Origin of the sequence: Enterococcus sp. C65, assembly GCF_040887165.1 — a bacterium.
Lineage (GTDB): Bacteria > Bacillota > Bacilli > Lactobacillales > Enterococcaceae > Enterococcus_B > Enterococcus_B hirae.
In genome coordinates this window covers 1-14,004 of sequence record NZ_JBFOFG010000003.1, presented here as the reverse complement: position 1 = coordinate 14,004, position 14,004 = coordinate 1, and the positions used below count along the sequence as shown (strand labels likewise).

Sequence of the window (14,004 nt, the reverse complement as noted above, 5' to 3'; positions counted from 1 at the left end):
ATTTATTTCTAACTAACAGCTTCTTATTGTGATTCTCCAAATCGAATGGTATCTCCAATCGCAAACTCTGGAAAGATTTGAGGCTCTACAACGATTGCTCCTGGCAAAACTTCGTTTTCTCCTGTGCGGAAATAAATGGAGATATGGCCAAGGGTTTCAAAGTTATGATTGGCTTCACTGCCAACTTCTTTGATTTGATATTCTTGGTTGCCGATGGTCAGTATATCCCCTGTTTTGATGACATTTTTAGCCGTTTCATGATTGTTATGAACCACACAGATGTCTTTTAATTCAGGTGGTACCTGTTGTCCGAAAAGAATCATTAAGTACTCTGCCGCAAATTCTTCCACTAAAGAACCAACCTCAACAATCTTTGTTGTGTGCATGGTTTTCTCCTCCTTCTATGATAACGTCGTATCTTGTAAATGACGTAACTGCCAAACAGTGGTACTGGCATCTAGTTCAACGTCATCTTCAGTTAAGAAAGAACCCGCCCGTATAAAACGTTTTGCTACTACTTCTCCAGAGATCAGTCCGATCGGGATATGTCCCTCTCGCTTCATTTCTTCGTGGGTCTCAAGTACTCCTCGGACACAAAAACCACCGATTCCATCTAAATGATCCCCAGGTTGAATATCTTTTTTCGCTACCGCAACGGTTTCTGAAATTGGGGCGCCTAATGGAACAATGGCATGATCTTGTTGTAAGACAGCTTTTGCAATCGTAATTGGTGTTTCTAAACTTGCTAAATGATACGGGCGATATAAGATATGATGATCCCGTTCCCCTTTCTTCATCAAGTAATTCATTTCTTCAGCTACTTCGCTATTTTGCCCCTTAACGATAACAAAGACGCCTGGCGCTAAACCATCCACATATTCCACTACACCAAATTGAGATAAGACCCCACCATTTTCTTTTAAATCTAACGAAGTAATGACAGAATCTAGATCCCCTTTCAAACCATGCATACCTACCTTGTCAGGGATATAGCCAATCGCATTTGATAAAAGATTCATTTCAGCCATTGTTTTTGTTCCATCTTGGAAAGCAGCTAGCATATGAGGAGCCATTTGTTTTTTCTGAGCTTCTTTTTCAGCAGTTGCCGGATTTGCGGAAATATTCAATTGATTATTCTTCCCTTTTCCCGCAACTAAGACTTCCATCCCCATAGACGAAGCAAATTCAAATAATTCGGTGGTTGCTGCAGGTTCATCGCCATCTGATCCAGTATAGATCAACCCTGCTGAATCATAGAGTTTATGCATCAAAGGTCCAATAGTGATATCGATTTCAACATTTAATAAGACAAGATGTTTTTTTGCTAATAACGCTTCAAGCGCAATTTTTGCTCCTGCTTCAGGTACACCAGTAGCATCTACGATTACTTCATTCCAATCAGAGTGAATAATTTCTTTAGCATCTGTTGAAATAAGGACATCATTTTTAACTTTTGCCGAAGCTAGATACGCTTCTTTCGCTTTTTGTGCATAATCAAGGGACAAGTCGCTGATCCCTGTTACGATCATCCCTGGAATTGACGCTATTTGTGCAATCATTCCCCTGCCCATTTGTCCTGCACCAATTACACCCACTTTGATTGGATTTCCTGTTTTTTCTCTTAATTGTAATTCACCATATAAAGTCATCTTATGTATTTCCTCCACTCATTCAATTTTTTATGTTTTTTTATAAATATTCTCTAAAGATTCGGTTCACTAATATTTTAGGCGAATTGGCAAAATTACCAATTGTCGAGCCCGCAATATGAGGAGTGATCGTGAGATTATCTAATGTTAGATAAGGATGGTCTGCGGGTAATGGTTCCTGTTCAAAAACATCCACTGCCGCTCCCGTAATCTCTTTGTTTCTTAATGCTTGAATCAAATCTTGTTCATTGACTAATCCAGCACGGGCACTATTGATGAAAACAGCAGAAGGTTTCATTTTCTTGAAATGCGACTCATTGATCATATGTTTTGTTTGAGGAGTCAATCGATAATGCATCGAAAAGATATCTGCTTTTTCCACAAGTTCCTCTAAGCTAACTTGAGTATCAGGGGACGTACCATCAAAATAATCATCAAAGAAAAGAATGTTACATCCAAAAGGTCGCAACAAATGAGCAACTCGTTGGCCAATTTCGCCATAACCAATTAAACCAATCGTTGACTCTTTTAATTCAGGTGCTAATAGCCCATTAGGATAGTACTTTTGCCACTGATGCTCTCTTAATTTTTGATTTCCTCGTGCGATATTTCGAATTTCTGTCAAAATCAAACCAACAGTAAATTCCGACACACTAGTCTTACTTCTGCCAGGAGTATTATAAACAGCAATGCCTTTTTCTTCGGCATAGTTAACAGCGACATTTTCTGTACCTGCTCGCAGTACGCCAACTAATTCCAAATTTTCCGCCCGTTCGATCACTTTTTTACCAATCGGTGCAAATTGAGTAATGATCCACTGATACTCTTCAATATTTTCTAAGAGATACTCTGGTAATTCGACTGCATCACACCCATGTTTTTCAATCTTGATATTATCTTTTTGCAGACTATCTAAATCAGAATGCCGCCATTCTTTGATGTCTACAGAAATTCCTTTTGTAGCTAAATCTTTTAAGCCTTCTTCCATCATTTCTCGATTGATAAATAAATCTGCGATTGCTAAACATTTGATCATTCTTTATTCCCCTCCTCATTTAATACAACTGATACCCGGTAGCTTCCTGGGGTACTAGCGATCTCGAATGCTTTTTGAATATCCATTAATGGAATTTTGGTTTCGATCAATTTTGATACATCGACACGCCCTTCATTTAGGAGTGTAGCTGCGTCATAAAAATCTTCTAATGTGGAAGCATACGTACCGATCACTTCGAGACGCATATAATGAATCGTATTTGGCTGGATAGCCATTTCAGGCGCTGGATAACCCGCAGCATAAATCGAGATTTTCCCATCTTTTTCTTTCACCATCTCAAGGGATTGATTCATCGCCAAAGTTGATCCAACTGCGACAATAACGCTGTCAGCCCCTCTCCCATTTGTGAGTTCTTTGACTTTTTGGACTGGATCGGTTTGACTTGCATCAATCGCTTCAAACCCTAATTCCTTGATCAGAGCTAACTTTTTAGGCATGACCTCAGAAATAATGACCCTTGCGCCCATTGCTCGTGCTGTTAGTCCATTAAGAAGTCCCATTGTTCCTCCACCGATGATCACGATCGTTTCTTTCCCAGGCACTATTCGTAATTTTTTCATATTTTGAACGACGGAGGATAAGGGTTCGACAAAAGCAGCTTCTGAGGCAGATAAAGTTGGTCTCATCTTGACGAAGCTCTTGGCTTTACGAACAAAATAATTCGCAAATCCAAAAATCCCATAAAATTCTTTTGAATAATTCTTTCCAAATTGCCGTTTGTTTTCACAATTCGTAATTTCACCAAATTTACACTCATCACAGTAACCACAATAATCATAAAGTACACTGACTCGATCGCCGATCTGGTAGGTATCGCCGACAGCTTTGCCTTTTGCTATGACAATTCCTGAACATTCATGTCCGCCAGCCATAGGATAGCCTTGATGCTCTCTAAGTCCTAACCATTGTTGATAGTCAGTTGTACAAATGTTACAAGCTTCTTGTTTTACTAACAATTCATCTTCTGCCAATTCAGGCATCGGCATTTCCTTGATCTTTGCATTCTTCTTCTCAGCTAAATAGCCAAACGTTATGTTTTTAGGTTGCATTTTCCCACTCCTATTCTATAATCCAATTGAAAAGGCATACGCAATGATAACTGCGATCGGACCAGTTAAAATTCGCGAAAACAACACAGCTGGCACACCATTAGAAATCGTTTCTGGTTTTGCTTCTCCCAAAGTCATTCCTACGGGTGCAAAATCACAGCCAACTTGTGAATTGATAGCAAACAGTGCTGGTAGAGCGTAATGTGGCGGGATTGTACCATTAGCGATCTCTGTTCCGATCAATAAACCAATCACCGAAGCAATCACCGCCCCTGGTGCTAATAAAGGAGATAAAAACGGCAAACTAGTAATAGCACCTAATAGAACTAAGCCAAGTAAGCTACCGCCTAAAGGTGACAAAAACTTCGCAATAATATCCCCAATTCCTGTATAGTTGATAATACCAATCAAAGTTGCAACAAAAGCCATAAATGGAATAATATTTGTTAGCACGGTATCGATCGTTTCACGCCCTGCTTGATACATGATATTGATAAAGCTCCCCGCACCACGTCCGATGGTATCGATCAAGCCAAAAACCCCACCTTTTTTATTGCTATGATTTTTCTTTTCAGTGGTTTCTTTTGTTATTTCTGTAGTTGTTTCCGGTTTATTTGTGTTGATATTTGATGTTTTTTCATTCTTATCTTCTTTATTATGTACTTGTGCAGCTTCGCTCTCACTAATAATTTCTATGTTTGTAATCGTTGTTCCTGAAACAAAAATATCTTCTGTCATAAATTTCGCCAACGGCCCAGAAGGCGCTTGCAATTTTACGTTGATTGTTGGGATCTTCATTCTTGGATACGTTCCACAGCGTGCTGTTCCGCCACAATCAATGACTGCACACAAGGTTTCTTCTTTTTCCACTGGATTTTTAAATGCATCAACCGCTGTTACCCCAGCTAATTCCGCAATCTTTTCAGCGACGGGATGAATACCCCCACCGGTTACGCTGATAACGTACTTTTTACGTTCATCATTTAACGGAATGGTTAATGGTCCTCCCCAGCCACCATTTCCTTTATGGATAATTAGTTTTTTCGCTTCCATCTCTACCTCCATTCTCAGTTTCGTCTATGCTTCTGTTGTTTTTTTTGCTTCTCTTTGTGTTAAGAAACGAGCAATTTTTTCTGTAATGATTCCTCGTACTAAGATAATCATAAAAGCAGCTAATAAATACCTTAGACCTAATTCACTTTGATTTCCCACTTTACCAAAGCCAGCTGCCACACCAAGATAAACAAATAGTTCAGCTGAATTTGCATGAGGAAATAATCCCACGATGGGATGAAGCATTGAAACCGTTGCATCATAGTAAGCTGCCTTGTGTTCTTCTTTTAAAAATCGTCCAAATGTATAACACATTGGATTTGTTAAAAAGAAACACGCTAAAAACGGAATCAATGTATAGCGTAATAACGTGAATTTCGTACATCGTTGCATGAATCCAAATACTCTTTTTTCTCCGATAATTTTTATTAGAGCGTTTACAAAAAGAATCAAAGAAATCAACAGCGGAACGATCGTCGTTAAAAATCCAACAAAAGTATCTGCTCCAGCTTGAAACATTCCCATAAAGCCATCTGACAACTTCACCAGAAAATTCAAATCCCATTCCTCCTTTTAAGATCAAATTGCGCGCTTTTATCAAAAGACAATTCATTTGTCATATGATACCACACCAAGAATATATCATTTGACAAAATTAATGTCAATTGATTTTTTCGAAAAAATAAAGTACACTAAAAATGGAAATGTTTTTTATTAAATGTATGACAGTTATGATTACCCGATCGACTTGATCTATTTAAGTGAAGTGAATAACTGGAGTTAAACGATCAATTGGAGGAAAAAATGAGTAAGTCTGAAGAAAGAAACATGGTGAAAGTAGCAACTTTATATTATAAAGAAGGTCTGACACAAGCACAGATTGCTAAGAAAATGGGAGTCTCTCGTTCACTCATTTCTAAATGGTTAATTGATGCTCGAAAAGCAGGTTTCATTGAATTTTTTATTAATAGTGAAAATATCTATGCCATTGAATTAGAAACCGAACTAGAGAAAAAATTTGCCTTATCTTTTGTTAAAGTGGTGGACACAACGAATCTATCTTATCCAGAAATCGAGAAAATGGTTGGACAAATTGCATCAATTTCTTTAAAAGATAAGATTGCAGCTACGAAAACAATCGGGATTTCATGGGGAAAGTCAATCAAAAGCTTAGTTACTCAATTTCCATTTGAGAATTATCCTGATACAACATTCATTCCATTAATCGGCGGCATGGGATATGATCATTTTGATATCCACTCCAATCAACTTTGCCATGAATTTGCTCGAAAGACGCGTGGTTCTTCAAAATATCTTTACACTCCAGCACTGGTTTCTAATGAGATAATCCGTCAAGAATTTGAAGGTAATATCTACATTGATAAAATTCTATCTGAAGCCAAAAAAGTCGAATTAGCACTTGTCGGTATCTCCTCCCCTGATCATTTCAACACGATGGAAGAAATCGGGTATACTAATAAAAAAGAAATGGCACAATTAAGAGGGATTGGTGCAGTTGGGGACATCAACTCCCGTTTTTATGATAAAGATGGTCAAGAAGTAAATCATCCAATCAATAAGCATGTGGTTGGTTTAAGTCTTGAAGAGCTTAAAGCGATTCCTGAAACCATCGCTATTGCTTATGATGATGCGAAATGGCAAGGAATCTATTATGCTTGTAAAAATCAACTGATTGACTCCATCATTACTACCGACACCATTGCGGATCACTTGATCCATATGGATATTTAGCAATGACAAAAACGGAAGTTACGTAAGAGCAATTCCGTTTCTCACCTGTTTCCTTTATCTGCTCTTGAATCTCCTAACTATTTCCGCTATGATTAAAAAGTAATAAAATATGATTTTGTTTGCAGGGGGACGCTGTTGCGTTGAGAAGGTAAAACCTGACCCTTTGAACCTGTTTGGTTGATACCAGCGTAGGGAGCAAATGTCCTTTTTGTTGATGCGAAATCAAAACAAACAAGACATTCTTCTTTCTAGGGGAATGTCTTTTTCTATTTTAAGGAGGATTACAGATGAAAAAAGTGCTTAGTATTGCAGGATCAGATTGTAGTGGTGGCGCGGGTATACAAGCCGATTTAAAGACTTTTTCTGCTCATCGAGTGTATGGAATGTCGGTTATCACCTCAGTCGTAGCTGAAAATACGGTTCGTGTATTGACCTACCAAGATATTTCCCCTCAAATCATCAAAGATCAAATGGATGCGGTTTTTGAAGACATTTTTCCCGATGCCGTAAAAATTGGGATGCTTTCTAGCCAAGAAACAATGCTTGCAGTGACTGAAAGTTTAAAAAAATGGCAACCACAAAATATTGTTTTAGACCCAGTGATGTACGCTAAAAACGGCAATGCGTTGATGGAGCCAACTGCGATTGATACACTGATTCAGACGGTTCTTCCCTTAGCTAACTTGATTACACCTAATATCCCAGAAGCAGAAAAAATTGCTCAATGTACGATCTCATCAATAGCAGATATGGAACAAGTCGGACGAACCATCTACGAAAATAGCGGAACAGCTGTTTTAATCAAAGGTGGGCATAAATCTGGCGAAGCTACTGATGTGCTCTTTGATGGAAATAAATTCTATCACTTTACTGCAGAACGAATCGAAACCAAAAATACTCATGGGACAGGGTGTACGTTATCTTCTGCTATTGCTTCTGAATTAGCTCTAGGAAAATCTTTAGAGCAGGCTGTCTGTGAAGCAAAGAAATACGTTACACTTGCAATCCAACATTCGTTGGCGATCGGTCAAGGACATGGTCCTACGAATCATTTCTACTCGCTTTACCAAAATACCGTTGAAGAGGAGTAATTTTATGTCATCATTCGAAACGATTATCCAACAGATTCGTGCATGCAATCCGTTGGTTCACCATCTGACGAACTATGTAACAGTCAATGATTGTGCCAATATTACTTTAGCTATTGGTGGTTCTCCGATAATGGCTGATGCGATTCAAGAAGTAGCAGAAATAACAGCTAAAACGGATGCACTCGTTCTCAATATAGGAACCTTGAATGAACAAACCGTTGATTCGATGATTCTTGCTGGCAAAGAAGCGAACAAGCATGGAATTCCGGTCATATTCGATCCAGTCGGTGTGGGTATTTCTCAATTTCGTATGGATGTGACTAAAAAGTTATTAAACAGTATCCATTTTACAGTCATTCGTGGAAATTATTCAGAAATCCTTTGTCTAGCAGGTATTCAAACTTCAGCTAAAGGAGTAGACACTTCGCTTGTGAATCAAAAAAAAGAAACTGAAGTCATCAATATTGCACGAACACTAGCTTCTTCTTTTCACTGTATCATCGTCATAACCGGCGCAATCGATATCGTTTCAGATGGTGTTCGAACGATGCAGGTAAAAAATGGTTGTGCTGCAATGCGCCATGTTACTGGTACTGGTTGTATGTTAGATTCTCTAATTGCTACTTTTTGTGGTGGTTATTCCGATGATTTTTTTGAAGCAGCCGTAAGTAGCGTGATTGCAATGGGTGTTGCTGGTGAATTAGCTTTTGAAAAGGCAAAAACCAAAGGAACAGGTAGTTTACGCACCCATTTAATAGATGAAATAAGTAAACTAACGGATCAAACCTTATCAGAACGAGGTGACTATATTGCATTCGATGATTGATTACCGGCTCTACCTAGTAACAGATCCACTCTTGTTCACTACCAATACACTGCTAGAAGCTGTCTCACAAGCACTTGAAGGAGGCGTTACTGCTGTTCAACTCCGAGAAAAACAGTTAGATTCTAGAAAGTTTTACGAAGAAGCCATACAGATAAAGCGATTAACCAAAAGATATAACGTTCCCTTGATCATCAATGACCGCCTTGATATTGCTCTGGCATGTGATGCAGACGGTCTCCATATAGGTCAAAATGACTTACCTATAAATATAGCTCGTAAGCATCTTGGACCAGATAAACTAATCGGTGTTTCAGTACAAACGGTTGAAGAAGCCATCGAAGCAGAAAAAAATGGTGCGGATTATCTAGGAGTCGGTGCAATGTTTCCTACAGATACCAAACCAGATGCAATACATGTCACAACTGAAGAATTAGAAAAAATCTGTGCGCAAATCTCGCTTCCAATCATTGTGATCGGTGGAATCAATCAGCAAACAATCCCAGCTTTTCACTCACTTCCCATTCAAGGTTTTGCTGTCGTATCTGCTATTTTGTCAAAAAAAGATATCAAAAAAGCCAGTCAGGAACTTTTAGGATTGATTGATCAGACGATTGGGAGGTAAATCAATGTCATTTTCAAAAAATTTAAAAATCGAAGCTTATGACAGCTGGGAAAAAGGATTTAATCATCCATTTATTCAAGAATTAGGAAAAGGTATTCTTGCTAAAAAGACATTTCAATTTTATTTACTACAAGATTACTTGTATTTATTTGAATATGCTAAAGTATTCGCATTAGCTGCCACCAAATCAGACAATGAACATCAATTATTTCATTTTGTTGAAGCACAATACAGTATTCTAGCAACAGAACTTGACTTACATCGCCAATATATGTTGGATTATGCTATTGAAAAAGAAGAATTTAACACCGTACAACCTTCTTTTTACAATCGCTCTTATACAACAAATATGCTAGCGATCGGCCATAGTGGAGGTGTCGCTGAAATCATCGCAGCTATCCTTCCATGTGCTTGGACCTATTACGATTATGCGAGTCGTTTAAAAAAACGATATCAATCTAGTTTAGAAAAGAACCCCTATCGCTCCTGGATTGATTTATATGCAGATCCTAGTTTTGAAAAATCATTTGAGTGGATGTTTGACCTGTTGGATGAATTAGTCGAAATGAAAAGTGCGAAGGACCAACAAAAAATAAAACAAATTTTTATATCAAGTTTGGAATTTGAGTATCTTTTTTGGGAAATGTCTTATCATGAAGAAATGAATCTGATTCCATTATCAGAATAAATTGTATAGTGATCTCAGTAGACAACTTCTTCTGCTTTCATTTAAAGCAGATCTAGTAAAACATGTTAAGTCTAGGACACTCACCTTTTAATCTCTATACCAGACGAACACTCAACCATTGTAGGACGGATAGAGTATTCTATCGGTCCTGATTTTTTTATAAAAAACTACCACACTACCGCTAAGATGAAGTTATTCACCCCATCAATCTGAAAGAACTTATTTGATCACGCCAAACTACTAAGTAAAATTGTGTATGTCTTTTACTGCTTTGAGAATAACCGTTTGTCTAGTCCTCATCGGTGATTGCACTCATTCGACATAAAAAATAGTAATCTCTCTATAAAATTAACTGACGAAAATATAATCATAAAAAAGCACAAATTCTTTATTGAACCAAATAGAAATTTCCCATAAACTCACATTCCTAAGTCACACATTGCGTCTTTTAACCAAGGATGTAAAACGAAAATATCCGTTAAAGCCCACTCAATATAGGTTTTACACCCTTGATCTAAAGAGATGTCTAAAGCTTTGTTCAATTGTTTTAAATAAGGAGCACTATGGTCTCTATCCCATTTAATCTTATCTGCAATGAAAACAACTTTATCTAAACTAGAAGCATTTTTTTTAAGCGTTGTATGACATTCAATAGCTGATAATATTTCTCTATCCTTGATATTGAATAGTTCTTTTGCTATACATACTGATTGTTTTTGGTGGAGAATCATAGGTAGTTTCTCTTCTTCTTTTAGAACTTCCTCCCCTAAACTCTTTTGTAGTTCTATCCTTTCATCATCAGGAATGACTACGCTAATATCATGTAACAAACCAGCAAGATAGGCTTTATCTTTTGGTACGTTAAACTTTTCTGCAAGTTCTTTCGCCTTGTTGGCTACTTCATACGAGTGAAAGACGGTTTTATCTTTCCCATAATAATTCAAAAATTCTCTGACTTGTATTTCAATATTTTTAGAACTAAAGGGTATCTTATACTCAATAATATTCTTCATTTTAACTCACCTTCCAATGAATACCTTTACATTATTATATATTAATAAGGTCAAAAATAAAGTTCGACAATCATTCCATCCTCTGATAGTTTTGCTCCTTTAAGCTTTCATCTATCAGCTCAGATGATTTTAGGAAAAAAGCTAAAAGAAAAATGAAGATAGACTGATTTGCAGTATGAAAAATTGATGTTTGCTCCTTTTTAGCTTTTCGATTCCCCTGGATCAGGGTACAACGAATAAAATCATCAAATCAATCTAAGTGCGTTTTGATTTCTTACTGTCTGACTTATTCCTATCAGATAACAAACCATAAGTGGCATAAGCAGGAATTACTATAGCTAAGAACATTTTAACGAGAAACTTAAAAACTTTCATATGATTCACCATCCTTTATATGTTACTCATACTTTATCATACTACCTATTAATAACCCAGCTATCACAGGCGATCGTTTATCCTTAGAGACTAACTACTTCTTACTTCTCCCTCATTATTTCATGAGGTTGTGAAAAGAATGTCTTGACCTGAGCGCTCACCAAGTAAAAACTGCGACGAGTAATCGCAGGAGCATTAAGGATGAAAATCTCGAAATAGCTCCTCATGTTTTGAGATTTTTTGACTTATCGCCGAAGGTCAGCTCTTTGAACACCGTGAATCAGAGGTCGTGAAAACATCGGGTAGCTCTGATGACAATAAGAAAGAATTTTTTGAAACAGCTCCTCATGTTTTGAAAAATTCAGGCTTATTTCAAGGAGCTGATGTTTGAACACCGTTTATTCGTTTTTAGAGATACTAGAATACTATCTGTCCTGGTAATACTATTTTAACCAAATAAAAAGAACAGAAAGAAATTTTCTTCTTTCTGTCCAAATGATTCTAAGATTTCTCTTTACCAACATCATTTGACAAAGAGATCAAAAAGAAAACCCCTAATGTAAGATCCATTAGAAGTTCTATGATACCCGAAGGCTGGGGTTTAGCTAGAACCCTGATTATTTTAATTAGATGATTACCCATCTCGTATTTTCTTAGTTCAGTTTAACTAGATGATTTATTTCAAAACAAGATTGCTGACTTAAATCCTAATTCAGCATAATCAAACAAATATGCTGCATCAATTCATCTCACATTTTAATTTTGTAAAAAATTGATATTTGTTTCACAATTTTATTGTAAAACAAAACAATGCTTATTGGAACAAACACCCCTAACATCAAGCGGAATAATCCATTTATAGGTGTTATTTCGCCATGCCTCATATTAAAAATTTGAATAGGTATCATATGAAACAAGAATATATTCTTACTATAGGAGTTTAAATTTTCAAAACTTTTGATTTTACTTTTAGAAATAACCAGCAGTCCATACAAACTAAAAATAAAAGGGATTGTGAAATACATAAAATTCTTATCGATTCCTTGATTATAAAATGTGATTATCCCTTCGACTCCTCCTAAAAAACACGCAGCGACTAGTCCATATATTAATAACTTTCGATGCTTTTCTAAATTATGTACATTATCAGCCAAAACAAATCCTATGGAAATAAAGAGTGGACTAAAGAATAACCCATTTCTTGTAGTAAAAAAAATATTAAAGTATTTTTCCATAACTGATATGACCATTGGATTTGATATAAATAAGGAATACGTTTCAAGGGAACCAACAGAAAAAAATAAAAAGCAAACCAGAAAAATCCATTTATATCTAAATCTTTGAAACATATATTTAACTATAGCTAATGAACTTATCAAAGCAGGAAAATACCATAAGTGATAGAAGCTTCCAGTATATAGGAAACTAACTACCAATGCCAATAATATTGACCATAAATTCCACTGAATATCAACTGTATCTTGTAACAGTTGAACACCAAACGGAATGTACAGCAAAAACACTATAGTATATAGACGTACTATTCTTCTTAGCCACATCTTCGAATAGCCTTCCCTCTTACTATTTATCCGAAAGAAATATGCATTATTTACAAAAAGGAATGGAACAGCAATACGACAAACCATACTTTTTAGAAAAAAATGCACTATCGGGTGATTAGTAATGGTTCCACAATGAATAACAACAACACAAATTGTTGCAATAAACTGAGCAATAAATAGTTTTTGATTCTTATTATCCATAATCCCTCCAACAAGCAAATTTGACTTTAATAGGCTAGAAATAAAAATAGAATATGTACAAAAAAAAATTGGAGATAATTAACTCTAACATCTATATTTTCTCTTTCCTCTTTAATTTCTTAAATCCACAATACTATATTAATTATAGTATTGATTAATGTAAAAAACATTAGACTAAAGTCCAATTCATTTAATTCATAATTGTATAGAGTGGGAGCAATTTTAAACTATTGAGGTATTCAAAAAAACAATAGATAGATCCCTATTTTTTTAATTAGATGATTACCATTATTGTATTTTCTTTACTCAGTTTGATTAGATGAATCATTTCAAACACAGATGAGTGGGTAAAAACGACTTTCACTATACCTAGAAGCCAGAAAAATCATAGGCTATCTAACGTTTGAATCCCTGTAGAACCCTCACCCATGATAATGACTATTTTCTGCTCTTTGCAGTAGCGATAGCAACTCATAAAAATCATCAGATAGAAAAACGTTTTCTTCATCTTCATTACCTCTATTCATTTTAGCTTCTTATACGGCAGTAGGTACGGTTCTTTTCATGATGTGGAATGATTTTCTGTATAGAGAGTAGGACAATAGTCCGCTTCAAAAAGAAAATGGCTCTATAACAAAAAAATCTGAGACAGAATGAACCTCATTCTGTCTCAGATTTTTTTTAACACCACGCATCAGTTCTTATTGACAAAGAGCCGAAATTTTCTTCTTTCTGTCCAAATGATTCTAAGATTTCTCTTTATCAACATCATTTAACAAAGAGACCAAAAAGAAAACCCCTAATGTAAGACACATTAGGGGTTCATTATGATACCGGCGGCCGGGGTCGAACCGGCACGCCCTTAACGGGCACTGGATTTTGAGTCCAGCGCGTCTGCCAATTCCGCCACGCCGGCGTAAAAAAACTGGGGTAGCTGGATTCGAACCAACGCATGAGGGAGTCAAAGTCCCTTGCCTTACCGCTTGGCTATACCCCAATAAGAAAGGGCGAATGATGGGAATCGAACCCACGAATGCCGGAGCCACAATCCGGTGCGTTAACCACT

The 14,004-nt window shown here is 36.6% G+C and carries 13 protein-coding genes, 2 tRNA genes and 1 riboswitch; of the genes, 5 read left to right on the top strand and 10 right to left on the bottom strand.

Annotated elements, in window-relative coordinates; genetic code table 11:
* Nucleotides 1-23: 23 nt before the first annotated feature.
* From AB3I12_RS03800 to AB3I12_RS03775, 6 genes are read right to left on the bottom strand one after another with little or no spacing between them, the layout of a single operon-like run.
* Complete coding sequence (locus tag AB3I12_RS03800) at nt 24-386, bottom strand: PTS glucitol/sorbitol transporter subunit IIA (protein ID WP_063626862.1); 363 nt, start codon at nt 384-386, stop codon at nt 24-26.
* Nucleotides 387-401: 15 nt separating this feature from the next.
* A complete protein-coding gene (locus tag AB3I12_RS03795; protein ID WP_034867482.1) occupies nt 402-1,649 on the bottom strand; it encodes an NAD(P)H-dependent oxidoreductase in 1,248 nt (415 codons plus the stop codon).
* A gap of 40 nt (nt 1,650-1,689) precedes the next feature.
* On the bottom strand, nt 1,690-2,685 hold the full coding sequence (locus AB3I12_RS03790; RefSeq protein ID WP_081248808.1) for a 2-hydroxyacid dehydrogenase: 996 nt from the start codon (nt 2,683-2,685) through the stop codon (nt 1,690-1,692).
* Nucleotides 2,682-3,755 (bottom strand): zinc-binding dehydrogenase, encoded by a 1,074-nt coding sequence (locus AB3I12_RS03785; protein WP_063626860.1) that lies wholly within the window; start codon nt 3,753-3,755, stop codon nt 2,682-2,684. The genes AB3I12_RS03790 and AB3I12_RS03785 overlap by 4 nt, the downstream gene beginning before the upstream one ends.
* A gap of 15 nt (nt 3,756-3,770) precedes the next feature.
* Nucleotides 3,771-4,808, bottom strand: a complete 1,038-nt coding sequence (locus AB3I12_RS03780; protein ID WP_063626858.1) for a PTS glucitol/sorbitol transporter subunit IIB — start codon at nt 4,806-4,808, stop codon at nt 3,771-3,773.
* 24 nt (nt 4,809-4,832) lie between these two features.
* Nucleotides 4,833-5,366 (bottom strand): PTS glucitol/sorbitol transporter subunit IIC, encoded by a 534-nt coding sequence (locus AB3I12_RS03775; RefSeq protein WP_010737301.1) that lies wholly within the window; start codon nt 5,364-5,366, stop codon nt 4,833-4,835.
* A 246-nt stretch (nt 5,367-5,612) separates the two neighbouring features.
* On the opposite strand from AB3I12_RS03775, the gene AB3I12_RS03770 reads away from it, so the two are divergent.
* The 5 genes from AB3I12_RS03770 (at nt 5,613) to tenA (ending at nt 9,787) form a co-directional block, all read left to right on the top strand.
* The gene (locus tag AB3I12_RS03770) at nt 5,613-6,560 is read left to right on the top strand and encodes a sugar-binding transcriptional regulator (RefSeq protein WP_063626857.1); all 948 of its coding nucleotides are present in this window, start codon (nt 5,613-5,615) and stop codon (nt 6,558-6,560) included.
* A gap of 113 nt (nt 6,561-6,673) precedes the next feature.
* A riboswitch (TPP riboswitch) is annotated at nt 6,674-6,772 on the top strand.
* A 75-nt stretch (nt 6,773-6,847) separates the two neighbouring features.
* A complete protein-coding gene (thiD, locus tag AB3I12_RS03765; RefSeq protein WP_053766473.1) occupies nt 6,848-7,651 on the top strand; it encodes a bifunctional hydroxymethylpyrimidine kinase/phosphomethylpyrimidine kinase in 804 nt (267 codons plus the stop codon).
* A gap of 4 nt (nt 7,652-7,655) precedes the next feature.
* On the top strand, nt 7,656-8,477 hold the full coding sequence (thiM, locus tag AB3I12_RS03760; RefSeq protein ID WP_063626855.1) for a hydroxyethylthiazole kinase: 822 nt from the start codon (nt 7,656-7,658) through the stop codon (nt 8,475-8,477).
* Nucleotides 8,461-9,099, top strand: coding sequence for a thiamine phosphate synthase (gene thiE / locus AB3I12_RS03755; RefSeq protein WP_063626853.1), 639 nt, complete (start codon nt 8,461-8,463; stop codon nt 9,097-9,099). The genes thiM and thiE overlap by 17 nt, the downstream gene beginning before the upstream one ends.
* A 4-nt stretch (nt 9,100-9,103) precedes the next feature.
* Complete coding sequence (gene tenA, locus AB3I12_RS03750) at nt 9,104-9,787, top strand: thiaminase II (protein WP_063626851.1); 684 nt, start codon at nt 9,104-9,106, stop codon at nt 9,785-9,787.
* A gap of 419 nt (nt 9,788-10,206) precedes the next feature.
* Here the strand turns inward: tenA and yqeK are convergent, their stop codons facing one another.
* From yqeK to AB3I12_RS03730, 4 genes are all read right to left on the bottom strand, one after another.
* The gene (gene yqeK, locus AB3I12_RS03745; RefSeq protein ID WP_063626849.1) at nt 10,207-10,800 is read right to left on the bottom strand and encodes a bis(5'-nucleosyl)-tetraphosphatase (symmetrical) YqeK; all 594 of its coding nucleotides are present in this window, start codon (nt 10,798-10,800) and stop codon (nt 10,207-10,209) included.
* A gap of 1,124 nt (nt 10,801-11,924) precedes the next feature.
* Entirely contained in the window at nt 11,925-12,938 is a 1,014-nt protein-coding gene (locus AB3I12_RS03740) for an acyltransferase (protein WP_063626847.1), read from the bottom strand.
* Between the two features lie 831 nt (nt 12,939-13,769).
* Nucleotides 13,770-13,854: transfer RNA gene (locus AB3I12_RS03735), tRNA-Leu, on the bottom strand.
* Between the two features lie 9 nt (nt 13,855-13,863).
* Nucleotides 13,864-13,935, bottom strand: a tRNA-Gln gene (locus AB3I12_RS03730).
* Nucleotides 13,936-14,004: the final 69 nt, after the last annotated feature.